Here is a 21,413-nt window from a genome sequence, read left to right as displayed (position 1 = left end):
ATGAAGCCGTATTTGAAGTTATACCGATTCCTTTGCCTGTTGTTGGCCGGATCGCTGGCCTGCGGTGCGGCCTATGCCGATGCCAAGTCCAAAACCCTGCTCGATGCGCTGACTACCCGGATGAACGGTTATAACAGCTATGAGGTGCAGTTTACGGTGAGGATGGACCAGGAGTTCGGTGACATGCCGGGGAGGATCGTCGTGAGCGGGAATCGTTATTATGTGAGCGTGAACGGGGCTGAGGTCTTTTTCGACGGCAAAGTGCGCCAGACCTATAATTCGCGCGATAACGAAGTGGTCATCGAGACGCCCGACCCTTCGGACAATAACATTTTGTCGAATCCGGCCCGTTTTTTCCGGCTTTATGATCAGGATTTCAACCACGTTTATCAGGGAACGGCTATTGTCGGCGGTAAAAATGCCGAGGTGGTGCGGCTGACCCCGAAACAGTCCGGATCCGGATATGCTTCGATCCTTTTGCAGCTCGACCCCGTAACGAAATTGCCGTTGGGAGTGGTCTATAATATGGAGGATTCGGATGCCGCCCGCATTACGATCCGGAAGATTACGCCGAATGTTCCGGCGCAGGCTGCCGCCTTTACATTCGATAAAAGCAAACACAAAGGGGTCGAAGTGATCGATTTCCGGTAATGCGTTGCCGGAGGAGTTTGTGCTGGCCAGGGGATGGTTCCTGTTTTGTCCTTTTCTTTGGCAGGTTTCTCCGTCCGGTATTATCGTTGGCATACAACAGGGGCTGTGCATTTTGCACAGCCCCTGTTGTATGCGGTAAATTCGGGAAATCTCTAATCGTTGATTTTTTTGCCGGGGTTCTTTGCCGGAACGTTTAGCGGATGCGGTCCAGCGAGCGGACGAGCGCTTCGTCCTTGGCGATACGCCAGCGTGCCATCAGCACAGAGGCGATGGCTACGATCAACAGGAACAGCAGCGGTGAAACCGTTTTTTCCATTTCGTCGTTGTTCTGCTGCGTGTAGTAGTAAGCGAAAGTGCCGAACGAAGCGATCAATAAACAGACTTCGATCAGGCATAGCCGCATTTGCAATTTGCGTTTCCGGAAGAGAAAGATCGTGATTAAGGGTAGTAGCGCGGCACAAAGTAACAGGATTCCGAGAAGGTGAATCGGTTGAATCAGCGTATTGCCGGCGGCATCGGTCAATTCGATCTGCCACGCTGTAAGGTCGCCTGCCAAAACTACGCCGCAGAAGGAGGCCATCGGCATGAATAACAAAATACCCGTGAAGATGGCGGCGATCAGCAGGTATAAGGTCTGGACTCGTTGGATCATGGTGAAAACCGGTTAAGTGGAAATGGGTTAGTGTTTTTAGATCGAAAACAAGTCCCGCTCTGTCTGTGCGGGGGATGGTATATCGTTACTGCCGGGAGGTGGCGCCATGTTTTTGCTGCCGGACTTTTTGCGTTCGGATGGCGCCGTAGTCGGGGTTTCCGTATCGGCGTCTTGACTCTCTCCCGCCTCGATCCTTTCGTCGATCAGGTAACGGTTCCGTTCGCCAGAGTTTCGTCCGATCAGTTCGCCCAGAAATCCGGCGAGGAATAATTGTACGCCGATGATCACGGCGGTAATCGCGATGAAAAACAGCGGTTGGTCGGTTACGCCCCGGATCGGCAGCGCATGGGCCTGTTTGTAAAGTTTGTCGGCGATCAGTGCGATAGCCGTACTCCCGCCCACGAGGAACATCAGGGTACCCAGCCCTCCGAAAAAGTACATCGGGCTTTTGCCGAATTTCGACATGAACATGACCGTTACCAGATCCAGGTACCCTTTGATCATGCGTTCCCAGCCGAACTTCGACACCCCGTACTTGCGTGCGCGGTGCTGGACGACCTTCTCCCCGATTTGCCGGAAACCGGCGCTTTTGGCCAGCAGCGGAATAAACCGATGCATTTCGCCGTAAACTTCGATGCTTTTGACCACTTTATTGCGGTAGGCTTTCAGACCGCAGTTGAAGTCGTGCAGGCGGATACCCGAAGCGGTGCGAGCACAGAAGTTGAAGAATTTGCTCGGCAGGGTTTTGCCCAGCGGATCGTGGCGCTGCTTTTTCCAACCGCTCACCAGGTCGTAGCGCTCGAGCGTGATCATGCGGTAGAGCTCCGGAATTTCGTCGGGCGAGTCCTGCAGGTCTGCGTCCATCGTGATGACCACGTTCCCCCGTGCGGCTTCGAATCCGCAATAGAGCGCGGCCGATTTGCCGTAATTGCGGCGGAAACGGATTCCCCGGACGTTCGGATCGTTGCGCCGCAGCGAACGGACGATGTTCCACGAATTGTCACTGCTGCCGTCGTCGATGAAAATCACCTCGAACGAGTAGCTGTTGGCTTCCATCACACGCCGGATCCACGCGAGCAGTTCGGGAAGCGACTCCTGCTCGTTGTACAGCGGGACTACTACGGAGATGTCGGGATTAGTCGTTGCCATGGGAAGTGGAATTACCAGGATTTGAATCGGACGGGTCCGGTTCCTGCTTGGGTGCGGGAGCTGCCGGCGGCCGTTTGACGAATGCCGATACGACGAGCCCGATCATGCCGCCGTAAAGCAGCATGCTGATTGCGCCGCTCAGTGCCATGACGATAGGATTTCTCATTACGCCGGTTTCCATCGTCAGGCTGATGTCCTCCTCTTTAAAGCCGCTCTCCTTAAGCGTCGTTTCGATTACGGAGGTGTAGTAACCGGGATCGACGTAATTTTGCAGGATGAATTGTCCGACGCCCGCCAGGACCCCGGCGAAGAGCATCATCTTGAGGATGAACGCCAGGCTTTGCGGATAGTAAAATCCCGTCGAAGCGTAATAGTGGGAGACTTTGCGCGCGTAGAAAAGGATGAAGAGCACCAGTGCGGCGAAATTCAGCAGGCCCGGCACCCAGGAGAGGGTGGCGTCCATGCGCCCGAGGTAGCTGATCACCATCACGGCGACCAGTGCCAGGCCGAGGTACAGCCCGCCCGTAGCGGCCTCTTTCCAGACCAGCTTTTTGCGGTTCGGATCGACCGGGACAGAATTTTGAGTATGGTTCGGTGTCATGATGTCGTTTGTTATATCAGTTCGCCGATCCCTTCGCGTATGATCTCGGGCTCATCGCCCGTGCAATCGACGATCGTGCTCGGCTCGGCGTTGCCGTAGCCTCCGTCGACCACCATGTCGACGCGGTCGCCGTAGCGTTCGTAAATCAGCGAGGGATCGGTCGTGTATTCGGTTTCGGGACCGGGGGTTTTGACAGAGGCGGTCACCAACGGATTGCCCAATGCCTCGACGATGGCCAGCGGGATGCCGTTCGCAGGGATCCGGACGCCGACCGTCTTTTTGCGGTCGAGGAATTTGTCGGGGACTTTGTTCGACGCACTGAGCAGGAAGGTAAAGGGACCCGGAAGATTCCGTTTCATCAGCTTGAACGTGGGCGTGTCTACACGCGCATAAGCGGCGATGCCGCTCAGATCGTGGCAGATGATCGAAAAATCGTCGCCCTGCTTGCCGGTCAGCGTGCGGATGCGCTCGATCGCGCGGGTACTGTGCAGCGAGCAGCCGAAAGCATAGACGCTGTCGGTCGGATAGACGATCACACCGTCGCGGCGCAGGATATCCACCACTTGGGCTATCGCCTTCTCGTTGGGATTTTCCGGATAAATTCTGATCAGCATGGAGTCAGGGTTAAACGGCCCTAAGTTACCGCAAATTGCCGAAATAAAAAATGGGTAAGCTACTTATATCGCACCGCTACAACCGCCTACCCTTGCTGTCTTCCGACCCTGGGGGATTCAGCAGGAGCTGGTCGTATAAGACTTACCCGGTACAAAAGTAGGCAATTTTATCCCATTCGCCAAACAATTTCCCGTCGTAATCCTCTTTTTTCCTACATTTGCAGCGGAAACGGCCCGGTAATATTCCGGCGGTCATATCCTGTAACCGGGAGTGGACGGAATTTCCCGATCCGGGCCGGGCTTTTGCAGCGCGTTGGAGAACGGTTGCCCGAACGAAAAAACAAACGGACAAACGGATGAAAAAGAGATTGAACCGCAAAGGGTGGGTGCTGCTCGGCAGCCTAATACTTATCGTAACCGTGCTGGGGGCAGCGGGGCTTTCGCTGGGCCGCTATTACTGGGCGACCGCGGTGGAGCGCAGCGGTGTGGTTTATGTTCCGACCGGCGCGAGTTTTACCCAGCTGATGGACTCTTTGCGCCGTCACGAGGTATTGCGCAACGAAACGGCTTTTGCCCGTATGGCACGCCGTCACGGGCTTGATACGCCACTGAAGGCGGGGCGGTACGAGCTCAAAGAGGGGATGAGTTACGTGCGTACGGTCCGTATGCTGCGTCTTGGGTGGCAAGTTCCGGTACGTGTGACGTTCAACAACATCCGGACACCTGACCGGTTGGCCGGTGTCCTCGCGCGTAAGCTCGAACCCGATTCCGCCGCATGGCTCGCGGCGCTGACCTCCGATTCGCTTGCCCGGGTATACGGCCTTACGCCACAGACGATCCTGACGCTCTGTATTCCCAATACGTACGAATTCTTCTGGAATACCTCTCCCGATACATTCCTGCAACGCATGCGGCAGGAGTCCGACAAATTCTGGACATCGCGCGATGCGAAGCTTTCGCGCAGCGGCTTGACGCGGCAGCAGGCGTATATCCTCGCTTCCATTGTTTATGAGGAGACCAAGCGCAAGAATGAAATGCCGCGCGTGGCCGGGGTTTATGTCAACCGCTTGAAGCGGGGTATGCCGCTGCAGGCCGATCCGACGGTAAAGTACGCGGTAGGAGATTTTGCGCTCCGGCGGGTGCTGAACCGCCATCTCGAGGTCGATTCTCCGTACAATACCTACAAATATCCCGGGTTACCGCCCGGTCCGATCTGTATGCCGTCGATCGATGCGTTGGACGGCGTTGTCGATTTCGAGAACCACGATTACCTCTATTTCTGTGCGAAAGACGACCTGTCCGGCGCGCATGCCTTTGCTCGGACGTTGGCCGAACACAACCGCAATGCGCAGGCCTATGCCCGTGCATTGAACCGGCGGGGGATCCGCTGAATCGAACCGGAACCTCTATAGGGGTTAATATTATAGTAAATCTATAACATGAGGTTTAACCCGGTACCGGCAGTTGAGAGATGCTTCGATCGTGTTGGCGATTCCGCGTCGGTCGGTGAACGGAAGGTTCATCGGGGACAGAAAATCACAGGCTGAGGATCGTCGTCGGATATTTCATTCGATTTCACGCGCCCGTTCGAAACCTGGGGCGCTTTTCAACGTGTAACCGGATGCACCTTTCAGTGCCGGTTCCGTTTCCCATTTTCCGTTGCGGTAGGAGCCTTCTGCGATGCCTCTTCCCCGTGTGTGCAACCTGAAACGTACGTTCCAGCGTTTGGGAAATGCTGGCAGCAGGTAGACGCTGTTGCCGTGGCTTTGCAGGACCATAGTTTGCAGGGTGGTGAGCAGGTTGCCTCCGTGGTTCTGGTCCGGAGTCCAGTCGAAATTGGGCCCCCAGTAGGCCGGGAAACGGTGATTCGGGTGCGAATTCTCGGTCTTGTGCGCGAGGCATTCGGCGGCTTGCTCGGTCAGCCCGAGCAGGGCGGCCATCTGGCCGTCCTGCCGCCAACCGTAGAAACCGCGTTCGGTACGGGCGTTGTAGGTGTCGATTCCGATTTGTGCGTCGGGCGTGGTGAAATTGCATAGGTCGAACGGGAAGACGCCGTAAAGCTCCGGTACTTCCGTATTGTTCTTTTTCGGGTCGTACTGTTCGGCCGGGGCGAATCGCTTTTGTCCGTCGCGTATTTCAACGGGCATCGGCGGCAGTTGCCGTTGCATCCGGTTCCAGCGGGCCTGCTCCGGAAGGGCGGCCGTTCCGTGCGGCAGCGCCAGCAGCCGGGGCAGCACGGCGTGCAGTCCGGCTACGCAGGGCAGGTCGTTGACCATGTCGTACCAGTAGGTTTCGAGCGCCTGGGTCGGCGTGATGCGGATCGTGCCGTCGGCATCCTTGGGAAATTTGGTGTCGAAGTAGCGCAGCACTTCGGTGGCTACCGGAACCAGTCGTGTCCGGACGAATGCCGTATCGCCAGTATAGTCGTAGTAATCGAGCATCATCGATACCAATTCCAGACTGCCGTTCCAGGCATGGCGGACATACATGTTCCGGATGTCGCCTTTCTGCCGTCCGGTTCGGTCCCAGCCGTAGTCGCCGGGACGGTAGAGGCCGAAGATCGACGACGTTTCAGGGATTACCGCACCCTCGGCATCCATATATTCGTTTGCAATCGTGCGGAAAGAGGCCAGGCGGTCCTGATAGAATCTGAACAGCGGCAGCATCATTTCAAAATCGCTCGAGGCGAGCATTGGGTAGTACATCAGCCGGGTATTCTGCCACCAGTAGTCGCCGCCCCAGTTGCGGTGATCGGCATTCGCCCTGATTTTCGTGTCGGTAAAGACCGGGTCGACCGTAAAGATACCCCCGTTGAATTTGATCGGGTAGGCTCCCCGGCCGCCGCAGGCCGACATCCAGCTTTGCAGCAAATAGGATTGTGTGATGCGGAATCCCGTGTCTATGTCCGGCGTTTCGACGAAGATGAAGCTTTTGTCCCAGAAATTTTTCCACCATTGCCGGTTGGCTGCCAGAGCCTTCCTGCCGTTTGCCGCACTCCGCTCGGTTGCCCGGAGCTGCTGTTCCCAGGTCGCGATATCGGGTGTTTGTGCGGTACAGGTTACCAGCCGCAGGTCGAAATGCTTGACCGGCCAGGCGGTGGCGATCTCCAGCGGCGATCGCTTGACGAATCCCGCGCCGCTCATCCGCACCCCGAAAGTTCGGTGCAGCAGCGGATCGTCGAACCGGGACGCGAGCGAATGCAGTTCCATCAGGTCGAGCGTCAGCGGATAGGTCGAGTGTTCGTTGCGGTGGTACCACACCACGGCATCGGGATCGGACAGGGTCTGGTCGGCTGATTCTACCGCCTGTGTGTAATCGTAGGTACCTGTGCGCGGCCATGCAGAGTTGATCCCCAGCAGGCTGTCCTCTTTGGGAATGTCGTACGGCGCGGTGCGCCACGGTTCCGAAGTGGCCGTGACATTTACCGGGCGGCTCGATGTGCAGAGCAGGTGCAATACTGGCGCGCCGGGATCGGCAAAGACCGTGAGTTTCGTCCGCTCTTTTCCCTGTTCGCCGGTGATTTCGATCGTTCCCTGTTGGAGGTTGAGCCGTTGAGTGAAAGCGCAACCCGCTGCAAACGGATTGGGCGACAGGCTGACCCGGACTTTACCCAATTTCAGCAGGCGGCCCGTTTCACTCCACGAATCGGTCCGGGAGAGGTAGAACAGCAGGTCGCCCGAAGGTTCCACCCACAGGTTGATTCCCAGTTCGCCGTTGCCCAGCGGCATGGCTCCCGAAGCATCGGAGGAGGGAGAGCGCCACACCACATCGTAGTCGCCGATGGTTTGGGCTTGCGAAAGACAGGGGAAAGTGAGGATCAGGGTCAGGAGAAAAAGATAAAAAACAATCGGCCTGATATTCATCGGAAATCGGGTTTGAAGGTTAACGGGGTGAAAAATTACATAGGTGCCTGCCGGGTGTGATGGTCTGGATTATACGCGTTCGCGGAACGTTTATCCCTGTCCGGGGGCTACAGTTCCCGGATCCAGATGTTGCGGAAGCGGACGGCATTGCCGTGGTCCTGCAGCATGATCGGAGCATCGCCGTGTGCGGTGTAGGCGGGATGTTCGAGGAAAGTCGTGCCTTTGATCGTGGTGTTGTTCTGGACCAGAACGCCGTTTTGCAGGACGGTGATCCGGGCGGCCGACAGCAGCGAACCGTCGGCGTTGAAACGCGGGGCGGTATAGATAATGTCGTAGACGTTCCACTGGCCCGGCGCTTTGGTTGCGTTGACCAGCGGCGCGTATTGCTTGTAGATGCTGCCGGCCTGTCCGTTCCAGTACGTGTCGTTGAGGTAGCTGTCCAGGATCTGCACTTCATAAAGGCTTTGCAGGAAAACTCCGCTGTTGCTGCGCAATTGGCCGGTGTCCGATACGTTTTCGGGCGTACACCATTCGATATGGAGCTGGCAATCCCCGAAATTGCGTTTGGTCTGGATATTTCCGCTTTTGGCCTTGACGACCATATCGCCGTTCTCGACGGTCCATGCCGCGGGTGAACCGTCCTTGCGGCACCATTGCGCGAGGTCTTTGCCGTCGAACAGTACCTGGGCATCGGACGGTGCCGGGATCAGCACGTCGCCGGGGGCGGGAGTGACCACGGCCGGAGCTGTTTTCGGAGAGGGTGTTGCGGATGTCTTTGCTGCCGTTTGTGCGGTAGCGCCGGTACACAGGCAGAATGCCAGTAAGGTCACGGGAGGGAATAGTCGGTTCATATGTTTTGGATTTTGGGTTAACACTATCCAAAGATACGATTTTATTCCGGTTTTAAGTCCGTGCGGGAGATGGATCGGACGAGGAGGGAGATTTCGTTTCCGGCGGCGCAGGTCGGGATATCTCGGCGGGTGAAGTTCCGGAAGAATCGGCCGGGGTGACCGTCGCCTGAGCGGATGACAGTGCGCTACTCCGGGACGGGGCGGGGGCGGTTGCGAAACCTGTGCCGGAGATGGATTGTTGCAGGTCCTGCCCCGAAAAGCCTTGGTAGATATAGAGGTCGAATTCGCGGATAACGCTCATTACATGGTCGAATACGTCGGCCTGTACCCCTTCGTAAGCGACCCACTCCTTGATATTTGAGAAGAAATAGAGTTGTATCGGGATACCTGTTTCGGTGGGTTGCAATTGCCGCACCATGCAGGTGAGGTCGTGGTTGACCACTTTTAGGTTTTTGAGATAGAGGTTCAGGTAAGCCCGGAAAATGCCGATATTGCTTTGCCGCAGTGTGTCGAATGTCGTTGCGGGATCGAGGTTCAGCTTGGCTCGTTGCGTCTCCAGCTTGTTTTCCTCCTGTTCGATGTAATCGCGTACCAGCGCGAAGCGTTTGTATTTTTCCAGCATTTCGGGCGTGCAGAAACGGACGCTGTTGATGTCGATGTTTACCGAGCGCATCACCCTCCGTCCGCCCGATTCGGACATGGCCCGCCAGTTTTTGAACGAATCGCTGGTGAGCGTGTAGGGCGGGATGGTGGTCACCGTGTTGTCGAAGTTCTCGATCTTGACGGTGGTCAGCGAGACGTCGAGGACGGTGCCGTCGACGTCGTATTTGGGCATGCTGATCCAGTCTCCGGCCCGGAGCATGTCATTGATGGATAATTGGATGCCGGATACGAAACCGAGTATCGAATCTTTGAAAATCAGCATCAGGATGGCGGCCGAAGCCCCCAGTCCGGCCAGCAGGTGCAGCGGCGATATGTTGAGCAGGGTGCTTATGGTCAGGATAATGCCGATACAGACCAGTCCTACCTGCATGATCTGTACCAGTCCTTTGAGCGGTTTGTCGCGGAAAGCTTCCTGGTTGCGGAAGATGCCGAAAAGTACCTTCAGGAAAATGTTGATGAAAACCAGTACGACGACGATGCCGTAAATGATGCAGAGCTTGCGGAGCCAGCCGAGGATTTCGGCCTTGTCCGAAAGGGCCAGCGGCAGCAGCATGTAAACGATCAGTACCGGTATTAGATAGGTGAGTTTGCGCAGTACCTGGGGATGCAGCAAAACGTCGTCCCATTTGGCTTTGGTATGTTTGATAATGTGCCCGATCCCTCCCACGATCACGAAGCGGCAGAACAGATCCGCCAGCCAGGCTATCAGCAGGATAATCACGATGATTACGAGGCGGTCGAGCAGGTCGGCCGCATTGGGATGCAGTCCGAGTTTGACGAGCAGTTGGTTGACCTCTTGGGTAAAAGCGTTTTTCATGGGGCGGCCGGTGTGTAATCACCGCTAACCTGCAAATATGCCGCCAGAATCGTTCTGTCGCACCTGGATCAGTGCCGCCAAGTAGGAGCGTCGGGATCGGTATTGCGACCGGGATTACGGCCGGCTTCGCCGCCCCAGGTCGATCCGCAGCGACAGCATCCAGGTGTTGCGTACCGGGGAGTCGGTGCCGCTGAGCCAATAGGCGGCATCCAGATGGAAATGATAGAAATGGATACCGCATCCGAAGGACGTGTACCGGGGGTCTCCCTTCTCCTGGTCGCCGAAATGATAACCGGCCCGTACCGTGGCCAGCCGGGCGAAGGTATAACCGGCACCCACGCCTCCGCTTAAACTCCGGTTGCCGGAAGGCCGGAAGCGGTAACCTCCTTCGGCCGTCGCTTCAAGCCTGTGCCGGGGGGAGAACTCCAGAGTGGCCGCTGCGCCGAGTTGTAGTTTCCACGGGAGCGGGGCACTCCCGCCGCCGTAATCGAGAGCCGTTCCCATATTGTCGAGGGTGAGCCCCAGCGCCCAATTCGATTCGCCACCCAATCCCCTGATCGCGTGCCGGTAATAGGCGCCTGCATCGAATGCTACTCCGTTTGCCGAGAGGTTTTCACCAAGCGACGAACGGATATACCCGACCGTTGCCCCTACGGCCAGATTGCGGGCTACCGTGCGGGAATAGCCGACGTTTACGGAGAGATCGTACGGATGCGTGGTACGGAGCTGGTTCCCGTAATCATCGGTCAGGTCGCTCGACGGCAGGGTCAGCAGCCGGACACCGGCCGAAAGGGCCTGCTTGTCACCGAGGCGGTAAAATCCCCCGACTGTATGCTGGATTCGACCTGTCCCCAGGTCGCGCAGCCAGGGGGCGATGTTGTAGCCTACTTCCCCCTGTTTCTCCGTCAGCGGAGTTTGGGCCGGATTGTGGAAAACAGAAAAGGCGTTTGCCGGTAAAGCCGTTCCGGTTCCGCCCATACCGGCGCTCGGTGCGTCGGGAACGATTTCCAGGAACGAACCGCTGCCTGTTTGGGCCGGTGCGGGTAGTGTACACAAGAGAGTCGTCAATAAGGTGATACCGGGTATGAAGATCGATCGGGTCATTGTCGTCGGGTCTGTTTTGTCAGGTTACAATTTGATGATATTCCGGGAAATTTTGGAGCCCTGGTATTCGATCCAAAGCGTATAGCTGCCGCCGCTCAGTGCGGAAAGGTCGACCGAAGCGGGCGCGAACGGCGAAATGGCGGCCTGTCCGTCCCAGACGATCTGTCCGGAGGGAGCGACGGCCCGTATGCGAATCTCACCCGAAACCTCCTTACCCATGCGGATCGAGAGTTTATCCTGTACGGGATTCGGATAGAGATCCACTTCGCGGGTATAGTCGCGGGACATAACCTGAAATGAGGCGGTGCTCGTGAGTCCCTCTTCGTCGCGTGCCGTGACAGTCACTTCGGCAGGTCCGTACCTCAGCGGAGCGATTTTGAAACCTCTGTTTTGCGGGGTGATATAGAGCGCCTGGTCGTCATAATCGAGCGTGTATGTAATGGCAGCGGCACCCCGTTCATCGGAAAAATTCGATGAAAAATAGAGGGTTTGCACCTCCTGTAAAGAGCTGAAATAGACATTCTCCAGCGGAGCGGTGAGCTGCGGAGGTTGGTTGGCTTCCAGCGTTAACGGAATGTCGAGTGTGGTAACGGCTCCCCCCAGGTCCGTAGCGGTCAGCCGCATCGTATAGGTGCCGGGGGGACGTTTGTAATTGGTGATCGTGATGCGTACGCGTCCGTTCTCCTCTTTCGACGTGGAACTGCCCGAAGGATCGTCCAGCGTGTACGTGCAACCGTATCCTTCCGGATCGGATAACCGGAAAGTGACGCTTCGGGTCTGGTTGTATCCGACCGCAATGATCCCGTCTCCGCTTTCTCGCGTGATGACGGGCGGTTCGTTGACCGGTGTGACGACTGAAGTCGTCGTTGCGGCCGAGCGGTTGCCCCATGCGTCGGAAGCAATGATCGCTACGTAATAGCGGGTCTCTCCTGCAATTCCGGTCAGGGTATGCGACATCGATTCTCCGGGTTGCAGGTTCCGCGTCCCGGGAACAGAGGCCGATTGGGTACCTGCGGGCGGATTATCGGGGTCAAAGTTTTCCAGCGGAACGGTATTCCAATAGAGCAGGTAGTGATCCGCCGTACCATCGTCCTCATCGGCCGATACGGGCCAGGTAACGGCCATAGCCCCGGCTGTTTGGCTGCATTCGAGGCGGGCTACTTTCTCCGGGGCTATTCCCTGGTCTTCGGCCAGGGCCATGTATGCATCGGCCAGTCCCGATCCGAGTTTGTTCAAATAAGACGGGTTGTAGAGCCCGATCGCCCTGGTGCGTTTGGTCAGATGCGCCCATACCTGATCGGGGGTGAAACCGGGAGCGGCGAATTTCGAAACGATTAGCGCGGCTATCCCCGATACATGCGGGCAAGCCATCGACGTTCCCTGCAGGTAACCGTATTTGTTGTTCGTAATGGTACTGTAAACGGCGCATTCGGTGGCATACTTGCCGCCGCTGGTATAAGTGCCGCCCGGGGCCGCTATATCGACCCAGTCTGCATAGTTGGAGTACCAGCTTTTGGTGAAGTCAGGGGCGATGGCCGCCACCGAAAGGACGTTTTCGTAACAGGCCGGATAGGTCTTGTAGTCGAGGTCTTCGTTGCCTGCCGCGAAAATCACGATGCCGCCCTTCATCGGGCCGGTCTGGTTCCCGTTTTCGTCGGTCCCGGCGTATTTGATGAAGTATTCGATCGCTTCTTGGTCCGAGCGGGGCATGCTCGTGGCGTTGGTATAACCCCAGCTGTTCTGGCAGATAACCGCTCCGGCATCTGCGGCGTATTTGATCGCCGGGGCCGAATTGCCCGAAACCTCCTGTCCGTTCCGGGTGCCGAAAATCTGGCAGCTGATGATTCGCGTGCCGGTATGGTTGCCGTGCCCGCCGGCCACACCGCAGACTCCGATGCCGTTGTTGTTTTCGGCAGCTATCGTACCGGCCACATGGGTACCGTGGTTGTCCACCTCGATTTGGTTGTTGTCTTCGATGAAATTCCAGCCGTAAAAATCGTCGATGTAGCCGTTTCCGTCGTCGTCTATACCGGGCTGTCCGTTCAGCTCCGCCGGATTGACCACATTGCCCTGCAAGTCTTCGTGGGCATAATCCACGCCTCCGTCCACGACGGCTACGATAACCTCCGGGGAACCCTGTGTAATTTCCCAGGCCCGGAACAGGTTGATATCGGCTCCCGCAAGCGCATCGGGAAGGGTGCCGTCGTTGTCGTAATGCCACTGGTTCGATAGCAGGGGATCGTTATAAGGCGCGTTTTGCGAGGCTCTGGATATCGTCGTTGTTTCCGAAACCTCGACGGGAGCCGAGGGGTGGATCAGACTGGCCTTATAGATCGGTTCGGCGACCGCCACTTCCGGCAATTGCCGAAAATCCGAGACGGCCTTGCTTACGGGAATACTCTCGTCGAAATAGAGGTCGTACCACAGGTGCAGTCCTTCCTTGCGGGTACGCTCCTCGAAGCGTCCGGCGGGTGGGAAGACCCTTTTCATCTGCCTGGCTCCGAGTGCCAGTGCGGCATTGTCGACAGAAGCCAGACCTGTGGAGAGCGCGCCGCTTTTGGTCACAACGGGGGCGATTTCATCGTTGCCGGATTTGAATTTGACCCGGATCCATCCTTCGAAAGCCTCTGCTCCCGTATCGGTTTCGAGGGAAGGAGGCGTTGTCGTGTCCGTGCCGGGAAGGGTGTCCTTGGTGCAGTTGCCCAGCAAAATTAAGCTGGTTGTAAGAAAAAGGTAATGGTAGAGGTATTTCATCGTGTGATAATAGTTGGGGGATTTGGCTATGGAGCACGTATGTTTTCTCCATTTTATATTTTACGCCCCAAAATTATAGCGATTGGCGGAAACCATCCGTCCTCAAAAATAGGGATTTTGAGTCGTTTTATAGCTGAAAATGAGGATGGGGGCAGGAGGAGTATAGTTCAGGCGCGGTATGCAGGACCCTATATCGGTGTTCCGACACATGGTGCCTGCTATTGGCGAATCATTGCATGTCGGATAGTGTTATATAAAATGGATTGAATTGAATGACAGTGCTGTAAAACGGAGCATCCTCACCTATGGGGATACTCGGGCTCCGAATTAGCCATATTTGGGGATTTCGGCACCTGACGGCATCCCGTACTTTTGCCCCGTGCAAAATCGGAAAAAGTGTTGAAAAGCGTTCGGATACTGACCCTGTTATACTGTATGATGTTGTTGGTCTTCCCGGTTCGGGGACAACAGCAGGAATCCCGGGCGGGTTTGTATACGGTTGTCATACAGGCACAAAATCACCAGACGGATTTGCCCGTCGGATTCGCCGCCGTGTTGCTTACATGCGAATCCGACGGGCGGATACTGTCGGGAAGCTGCGACGACCAGGGTATTTGCCGGTTCGAGCGTGTCGCGGCAGGACGCTATAAATTACGGGTTACTTTCTTAGGGTACAAACCTTATACGCAGGTTATCCCTGTGGACGATAGTTTTACGTGGCTGGCTCTCCTTGAACCCGATGCCGTAAATCTGGATGAGGTGGTGGTGACGGCTTCCGAGTCCAGGGGGATGACCAGCTCGTCCAAGATCGACCGTCAGGCCATGGAGCACCTGCAGCCGTCGAGCTTTGCCGATCTGGTATCGTTGCTGCCGGGCGAACGTTCGACGGTTCCCAATATGGGTGCTGCCAACCTGATCCGCCTGAGGGAGGCGGGATCTGGAATCCAGACGGATGGAAGCAGTACCGATTATGATATCTCGTCGCTGGGCACTTCGTTCCTGATGGACGGTGTACCGATCAATACTAAAGCCAATATGTCGTATCTCGCGGGTAATACTGATAATGGACTTGCAAACCGTAATACCACCGGTCGGGGATTGGACATGCGGACTATTCCCACAGATGATATTGAGCGCGTAGAGGTCGTGCGCGGTATTCCGTCGGTCGAATACGGTGACCTGACCAGCGGGTTGATCAAAATAGATCGTCGGAAGGGAGGCAATAAATTTAATGCTCGTTTTAAAGCAGACACGTATGGTAAACTGGTTTATGCGGGCAAAGGTTTCGAATGGGAAAAACGGAAGCTAACCCTCAATGTCGGCATAGATTTTTTCGATTCGAAAATTGATCCCAGGAATTCCCTGGAAAATTATAAACGTCTTAATACGTCGGTCCGTCTTTCAAAGGAATGGCAATACAAATCCGGCTCGTTGATTTATGCTTCAAATCTGGATTACGGTGGGTCGTTCGATAACGTGAAGATCGACCCGGAGATCAACTACCATAAAGAGGACAGCTACAAATCGACCTATAACCGTTATGCATGGGCCAATAACTTGACATGGTTGAGTAAAACGGGACGATTTTTTCGTTCTCTGGAACTGAATACTTCGGTCAGTCTGCAAAAAGATGTAATTGACCGAACCCGGTATGTTTCTCTTTCCGGCCCCCAACCCACACCTCCGCTTTCTACCGACGAGGGCATACATGACGGGACGTGGTTGACGCCGCAATATGTAGCTACGGGAGGATCGGAAAGTTTGCCGTTTAGTGCATTTACCAAGTTGATTGCACGTTTCAGCGCTCATGGGGATAAAGCTCAGCACGATATGCTTATCGGGAGCGATTGGCAGATGAATAAAAATTACGGGCAAGGACAAATATACGATCCTCTCTTTCCTATTTATCCTTCGATGACGACTCGTCCGCGCCCTTATTACAATATCCCGGCGGGACATGATTTTTCCCTTTTTTTTGAGGATCGTAGCGTCATTCCCGTTGCGCGTCATAAACTCGAGGTGCAGGCCGGATTGCGTGCTTCGACCATGTTGAATCTTGCGGACAGCTATGCTTTGCACGGTAAATTCTTTTTCGATCCGCGCGTCAACCTGCGCTGGTCGTTCCCCCGGCTAATGGTAGCCGACCGGCCGTTGCAGTTCGAGATAGGTGGTGGTATGGGGTGGCATACGATGACACCGTCGCTGACCTACCTGTATCCCGATTTGCTCTATTACGATTGGCAGCAGCTGAATTACTACCATACCAATCCCGATTACAGGCGATTGAATTTAAAAACTTATGTGGTAGATCGGACAAATTATGACCTGCAGGCAGCCCGAAATTTCAAATGGGAAGTGCGCGGGGATATTTCTTATGGCGAAAATCGTTTGTCGATTACCTATTTTAGGGAGGATATTACGTCTGGATTTCGTACGGCAACGTATTATCAGCCCATGAGTTACCGTAAATATGATGCGACGGGACTCGATCCTGATGCGATAACGGCTCCACCGAAACTTGAGTATCTTCCTTATACCGATGTAACGGCATTTGGATCTTATGGCATGGCATCCAATGCTACACGTCTTTTTAAAGAAGGTGTTGAATACCAGTTTACTAGTAAACGTATTCCTGCTTTGCGGACGCGTATTACGATTGACGGGGCTTGGTTTCGCACACTTTATAGCGAGAGTGAACCTTATTGGTACCGGCCGACGGTCAATCTGGGCGGTCAGGGGGTACCCTATGTAGGGTATTACAGTGATCCGGATGGGTCCCGGAAAATTTCATTCAATACCCGCTTTATGTTCGATACCTATCTGCCACGGTTGAAGCTGGGTTTCTCTGCCGCTATCGAATGTATGTGGCTCTATCGTTCGTGGTCGTTGCGCCGAACGGGTATTCCGGATGAATATATGGATTTGGAAGGAGTGCGTCATCCGTTTAATGTGGATGAAGCGCGGAACGATATGTATTTGCAATGGCTGATCATTACCTATCCCGAATCTAATTTCAATGAAAGAATTGAAGAACCGTTCAACGTTGGGATGAATCTGAAAGTGACTAAAAAATTCTTTAAAGAGAGGATTCAACTTGCATTGTTTGTCGACCATCTCTTTTCGTATAAGCATGAATACAGAGGTCTTAACGGTGTGTTAGTTAGGCAGATGAGTGAAATGCCATATTTCGGTATGGAGATCAATTTTAACTTATAAAGTTATAGAAAGTGAGGCAATATCTGTAAATAATCGATTATAAACCCTAAATAAACGATGAATTATGAAAAAAATGACCAGAATTTTCGGTGTCTTATTGTTGGTGGCGTCGGCGGTGATTCTGACCTCTTGTAAGGACGATGAACCCGCTATTCCTGAGAGCGTAGTGAACTGGACGCTGACATTGCCCGAGACGGCCAGTGACGGTACGGTTTCGGATGTAACCGCCTTGTTTACTAACATCAATACCAGTACAACCTATAAAGGAACTGTCACCTCGGTAACCAAAGCTACGGTCCTGACTGTTTCGGCAACTGTTCCGGAAGGCTTGTATAAGGTTAGTGTGGAGGGTACCCTGTCTTATACTGCGACCGATGGCAGTCGAGTGACTTCCGGGTTCAGGGCTTACCAGGAGTCAATCGCCATTGCCGGTGAAACCGCTACGATTCCGGAGGCACAGACTAGTTTCTATTCTCCGTCGGAGGGTTTCGTGATTTCCGAAGTGTTTTTTACGGGAACTACGACTGATAAAGAAGACCAATACGGTGATGACCAGTACATTAAAATCCGGAACAATTCGGATCAAATACTTTATGCCGATAGTTTGGCGATTTTGCTGTCAGAATTCAAACCTTATGACAAGCAGGATTATACCCCGAATATAATGAAAGATTATTTCTCGGTCAGTGCAGTCTTTATGATTCCGGGGACAGGGAAAGATGTTCCGGTGCAGCCGGGCGAAGATCTGTTGATCGCCGTATGCGGCATCAACCACAAGGAGTACAATTCCCGCTCGTTCGACCTGAGCAAGGCTGATTTCGAGTTCTTCGATTGGGATGCGGCGGATGTATACCCCGACACGGACGGTCCTGCTCCCAATCTCGATAAATGGTATTCTTCTTCGCTGACCGTTACCGGTTTCCATAATCGTGGTTCCGAGACCTATGCGATTGCCAGGATGCAAGGAACGAAAGAGGATTTTCTTACAAATAACAAGTATACGGCTACTTATATATGGACATTTGAGGACTATACGATGGAGAGAACCCTTGATACTTATAAAGTCCCCAATGCTTGGATTGTCGATGCTGTTAACTGTAGTCCGACGTCGATGTTCGAATGGCTGGTAATCGATTCTTCGATCGATGCCGGTTGGACGTGGTGCGCAGAGAATAACAGCGATAAAAATCGGTATAACACGGCTGTTGTCCGGAAAACAGGTTCCAATGGTAAATTGCAGGATACGAACAATTCTACCCAGGACTTTACTCCGCACACGACACCTTCTATGTTGCAATAAAAAATATCGATAGACCCGAAGATGACTTTTCGTTGCACATTAGCATTGTTAAGCCTTTGTGCAGGAATGTCCGCGCGGGGAGTCCAAAGAGACAGCTCGTCGGTGGCTACAGGCCTCGGCGAGCGTCTCTCTCCCGCAGGGCATTTTATGCATGAAGTGTATGGAAATCCGGCAGCTCAGGTTTACCGTTTCAAGACGTCTCTGACCACTATCGGTTTGTCAGGATCTTACCGACAGGAGGACGAAGCAGTGGTGTCACAAGTTGGCCGTGGGAACCGTTATGCGGCATTTGACGCCCAGTCTTATATCCGTCGCGGAAAAAATACGGTTTGGGGCGGAGCCGGATATCGTTTGGGGCGGACGATGCATACGGAGTGGAACGAAAATGCTGATTTCGAGTTGCTTTATCCGTATGTTTGGGCCGATTCAGTGGGCGGGAATCTCATTTCGGAGCGTTATGCATTTGCAGGCGGTTTTGCGCGGGAGTTTGGACGTGTAGCATGGGGGATCTATGCCGATTACCGTGCTGAGATCGAATACCGGACCGTCGATCCGAGGCCGAAAAGTGTGGTTTCAGATCTGAATCTTTCTACCGGAGCGACTCTTTCGCTCGGGGAATGTTATAGATTGGGAACATCGGTCAATTTGCGTGTTTATCGGCAAAAAAGTAGTATGAGCTTTTATGCGCCGTTGGGCGGTCCCAAGTTATATCAGATGCTCGGATTAGGAATGTACAGTACCCGGTTTTCCTCGTCTGAAAATAATACTTCCGTCTATTTCAGCGGGAGAACGTACGGTGCCGGATTGGAGCTATTCCCGCGCGATGGGGCCGGTTTATTCCTGTCGGTACATTATTCCGGTTGGGCGGTACGGCGCATCTTACCCGGCTATCAGAAACTCCCGTTAACAAGGTTGGTGGACAATGTATTTGACGGAGCATTGGGATGGCAGGGACAGAGCGGAATCCATCACTGGGGTATAAAACTGTCCGGCAATTATGCGAAACGGTTAGGAACAGAATATATCTACGGGGACGCTTCTGGCAGCCAGAATTATCCGAAATTGGGTGCGGTAGAGCAGTACCGTAACAACCGGACCGACCTGGTGCTGTCGGCGCTGTGGGGCTTCGAGGAGATGCGCGGCTGGTCGTTTTATGCGGAGCCGAGGGGACGTTATTACGACTTCGAGGCCACTTACCTGAGCCCGTCGCGCAAAATGCAGTTCGGAAAGGTCGGCTGCGGCGGCGGGTTGACCGTCGAAAAACGGCTGCGCCGTTCGGTACTGCACCTGTCGGTATCGGCCGATTATCTGGCGAACCAAACTGCGGAGCTTAAATTGGACGGACTGGACATGGACGGTTCGATCGGGCAGATGATGCAGCGGAATTTCGGCCATTTGAGCGCCGATATGACCCTTTACGGCGCTTCGTTTCGCTGGAATTACGATTTTCCCCGGGCGTCGATGGCCCTGTACGTACAGGGCGATTGGCAGCACGGCAGTTTCGCCGACGGCAACCGTTCCGACTATGCCCGGATCGTTTTCGGCGTCGCATTTTAATACAAATCACACAATCTGACATGGAAGAAAATATCATTGAGTGCCGCAACCTGACGCACTATTACGGTAGCCGGATGATCTACGAGAACCTGAGTTTCAGCGTTCCGCGGGGCCGGATCCTGGGGCTGCTGGGTAAAAACGGTACAGGCAAGACCACGACGATCAACATCCTGAGCGGTTATTTGCAGCCGCGTTCGGGCGAGTGCCTGATCTTCGGCGAGGATATACAGCGTATGGACCCGCTGACGCGGCGGCGTATCGCTTTGCTGATCGAAGGACACGTGCAGTATGCATTCATGACCGTCGAGGAGATCGAACGTTACTATTCGGCTTTCTATCCGGCTTGGAACCGGGAAGCTTATTACGAACTGATCCGCAAGTTGAAGATCGCTCCAAAACAGCGTATTGCCCGGATGTCGTGCGGCCAGCGTTCGCAGGTAGCCCTCGGACTGATCCTGGCACAGAACGCCGAATTGTTAGTGTTGGACGACTTCTCGATGGGACTTGATCCCGGTTACCGCCGGCTCTTTATCGAATACCTGAGGGAGTACGCCAAAGCCGAAGCCAAAACCATTTTCCTCACTTCGCACATCATCCAGGATATGGAACGGCTGATCGACGACTGCATCATCATGGATTACGGGAGTATCCTGATCCAGAAACCGGTGCCGCAGCTGCTCGATACGTTCCGCCGTTATACGTTCCGGCTCGAAGCCGGTGCGCCCGAAACGCTTCCCGTGGACGGGAAACTGTATCACAGCGCGGTTATCCGCGGCAGCGGCGAGACTTATTCGTTCGCAGACGAAGCTTATGTGGGCGGATGGCTGACCCGGAGCGGTATCGCTTACAGCGATCTGAAGTCCGAAAAAATGAACCTGGAGGATGCCTTTATCGGGCTGACCGGCAAATACTGAGGTTCACCTCAAACAAATAGAAACCGTAGAAAAATATGAAAAAAGCGATCTTTTATAAGGAGTGGATCAAAACGCACCGTTATTTCTGGCTGGCCCTGATCGTCTCTTCCGTTTTCGTGATCTATGCGTTGCTGCAGTTGCAGCGGGTGATCGGCTTCAAAGGAGTGGAACACCTGTGGGAAATACTACTTTCGCGCGAGACGGTCTTTATCGAATTGCTGACCTATGTGCCGCTGGCGATAGGGGTATTGCTCGCCCTGGTGCAGTTTGTGCCCGAAATCCAGCAGAAGCGGCTGAAATTGACGCTGCACCTGCCTTATCCGCAACGGAGCATGATCGGCTTGATGCTAGCAGCCGGTCTCGTACAGCTCGGGATTATCTTCGTGTTGAACTATCTGACGTTGTGGGCCTATTTGCAAAGCATTCTGGCTCCCGAGCTGGTAGCGCGCATCCTGCTCACATCGTTGCCGTGGTACCTGTGCGGCATTACGGGCTATCTCTTTGCGGCGTGGATTTGCCTCGAACCGACCTGGCGCCGCAGGATTATCGACCTGCTGATTGCGGTGGGCGTAGTGCGGATCTTTTTCCTTTCCTCTGTGCCGGAAGCGTACAATTGCTTTTTGCCCTGGCTCGTGGTGTACACGGCGGCGGCGATGCTGCTGCCCCAACTTTCGGTGTCCCGTTTCAAGGAGGGATGCCAGGACTGA

15 protein-coding genes, 1 other RNA gene and 1 pseudogene are annotated in these 21,413 nt (G+C 54.5%); 7 read left to right on the top strand and 10 right to left on the bottom strand.

Annotated features, from left to right (window positions below):
- Window positions 1-651, top strand: coding sequence for a LolA family protein (locus NQ495_RS05235; protein ID WP_009134001.1), 651 nt, complete (start codon window positions 1-3; stop codon window positions 649-651).
- A gap of 193 nt (window positions 652-844) precedes the next feature.
- On the opposite strand, the gene NQ495_RS05230 is transcribed toward NQ495_RS05235, so the two are convergent.
- The 5 genes and pseudogenes from NQ495_RS05230 to ffs all read right to left on the bottom strand — a co-directional run bounded on the left by NQ495_RS05230 (window position 845) and on the right by ffs (window position 3,815).
- Window positions 845-1,303 carry a DUF4293 domain-containing protein gene (locus NQ495_RS05230; RefSeq protein WP_009134002.1) on the bottom strand — a complete coding sequence of 153 codons (459 nt, stop codon included), beginning with the start codon at window positions 1,301-1,303 and terminating at the stop codon, window positions 845-847.
- A 189-nt stretch (window positions 1,304-1,492) separates the two neighbouring features.
- Window positions 1,493-2,452: pseudogene (locus NQ495_RS05225) on the bottom strand (glycosyltransferase family 2 protein); the annotation flags it as partial.
- Window positions 2,439-3,053 (bottom strand): DUF4199 domain-containing protein, encoded by a 615-nt coding sequence (locus NQ495_RS05220; protein WP_009134004.1) that lies wholly within the window; start codon window positions 3,051-3,053, stop codon window positions 2,439-2,441. The pseudogene NQ495_RS05225 and the gene NQ495_RS05220, both read right to left, overlap by 14 nt.
- 11 nt (window positions 3,054-3,064) lie before the next feature.
- On the bottom strand, window positions 3,065-3,667 hold the full coding sequence (locus NQ495_RS05215; RefSeq protein ID WP_009134005.1) for an L-threonylcarbamoyladenylate synthase: 603 nt from the start codon (window positions 3,665-3,667) through the stop codon (window positions 3,065-3,067).
- A gap of 50 nt (window positions 3,668-3,717) precedes the next feature.
- An RNA gene (gene ffs, locus NQ495_RS05210) (signal recognition particle sRNA small type) lies at window positions 3,718-3,815 on the bottom strand.
- A 208-nt stretch (window positions 3,816-4,023) separates the two neighbouring features.
- On the opposite strand from ffs, the gene mltG reads away from it, so the two are divergent.
- Window positions 4,024-5,058 (top strand): endolytic transglycosylase MltG, encoded by a 1,035-nt coding sequence (gene mltG / locus NQ495_RS05205; protein WP_009134006.1) that lies wholly within the window; start codon window positions 4,024-4,026, stop codon window positions 5,056-5,058.
- 174 nt (window positions 5,059-5,232) lie between these two features.
- On the opposite strand, the gene NQ495_RS05200 is transcribed toward mltG, so the two are convergent.
- From NQ495_RS05200 to NQ495_RS05180, 5 genes are all read right to left on the bottom strand, one after another.
- Entirely contained in the window at window positions 5,233-7,530 is a 2,298-nt protein-coding gene (locus NQ495_RS05200; RefSeq protein ID WP_009134007.1) for a DUF5703 domain-containing protein, read from the bottom strand.
- 107 nt (window positions 7,531-7,637) lie between these two features.
- Entirely contained in the window at window positions 7,638-8,381 is a 744-nt protein-coding gene (locus NQ495_RS05195; protein WP_009134008.1) for a 3-keto-disaccharide hydrolase, read from the bottom strand.
- A gap of 52 nt (window positions 8,382-8,433) precedes the next feature.
- Window positions 8,434-9,861 (bottom strand): mechanosensitive ion channel family protein, encoded by a 1,428-nt coding sequence (locus NQ495_RS05190; RefSeq protein ID WP_009134009.1) that lies wholly within the window; start codon window positions 9,859-9,861, stop codon window positions 8,434-8,436.
- 114 nt (window positions 9,862-9,975) lie between these two features.
- The gene (locus NQ495_RS05185; RefSeq protein WP_009134010.1) at window positions 9,976-10,965 is read right to left on the bottom strand and encodes a PorV/PorQ family protein; all 990 of its coding nucleotides are present in this window, start codon (window positions 10,963-10,965) and stop codon (window positions 9,976-9,978) included.
- Window positions 10,966-10,989: 24 nt separating this feature from the next.
- Window positions 10,990-13,674: a S8 family serine peptidase gene (locus tag NQ495_RS05180; protein WP_259801980.1), complete on the bottom strand. Its 2,685-nt coding sequence runs from the start codon at window positions 13,672-13,674 to the stop codon at window positions 10,990-10,992.
- Window positions 13,675-14,154: 480 nt separating this feature from the next.
- Between NQ495_RS05180 and NQ495_RS05175 the strand changes: the two genes are divergently transcribed.
- From NQ495_RS05175 to NQ495_RS05155, 5 genes are all read left to right on the top strand, one after another.
- On the top strand, window positions 14,155-16,935 hold the full coding sequence (locus tag NQ495_RS05175; RefSeq protein ID WP_009134012.1) for a TonB-dependent receptor: 2,781 nt from the start codon (window positions 14,155-14,157) through the stop codon (window positions 16,933-16,935).
- Window positions 16,936-16,999: 64 nt separating this feature from the next.
- Window positions 17,000-18,235 carry a DUF4876 domain-containing protein gene (locus tag NQ495_RS05170; RefSeq protein ID WP_009134013.1) on the top strand — a complete coding sequence of 412 codons (1,236 nt, stop codon included), beginning with the start codon at window positions 17,000-17,002 and terminating at the stop codon, window positions 18,233-18,235.
- 102 nt (window positions 18,236-18,337) lie between these two features.
- Window positions 18,338-19,792 carry a DUF6850 family outer membrane beta-barrel protein gene (locus NQ495_RS05165; protein WP_147513036.1) on the top strand — a complete coding sequence of 485 codons (1,455 nt, stop codon included), beginning with the start codon at window positions 18,338-18,340 and terminating at the stop codon, window positions 19,790-19,792.
- A 20-nt stretch (window positions 19,793-19,812) separates the two neighbouring features.
- A complete protein-coding gene (locus tag NQ495_RS05160) occupies window positions 19,813-20,706 on the top strand; it encodes an ABC transporter ATP-binding protein (protein WP_009134015.1) in 894 nt (297 codons plus the stop codon).
- A gap of 35 nt (window positions 20,707-20,741) precedes the next feature.
- On the top strand, window positions 20,742-21,413 hold the full coding sequence (locus NQ495_RS05155; protein ID WP_009134016.1) for a hypothetical protein: 672 nt from the start codon (window positions 20,742-20,744) through the stop codon (window positions 21,411-21,413).

The organism is Alistipes indistinctus YIT 12060, from assembly GCF_025144995.1.
Lineage (GTDB): Bacteria > Bacteroidota > Bacteroidia > Bacteroidales > Rikenellaceae > Alistipes_A > Alistipes_A indistinctus.
This window is presented reverse-complemented; position numbering and strand designations above follow the sequence as displayed.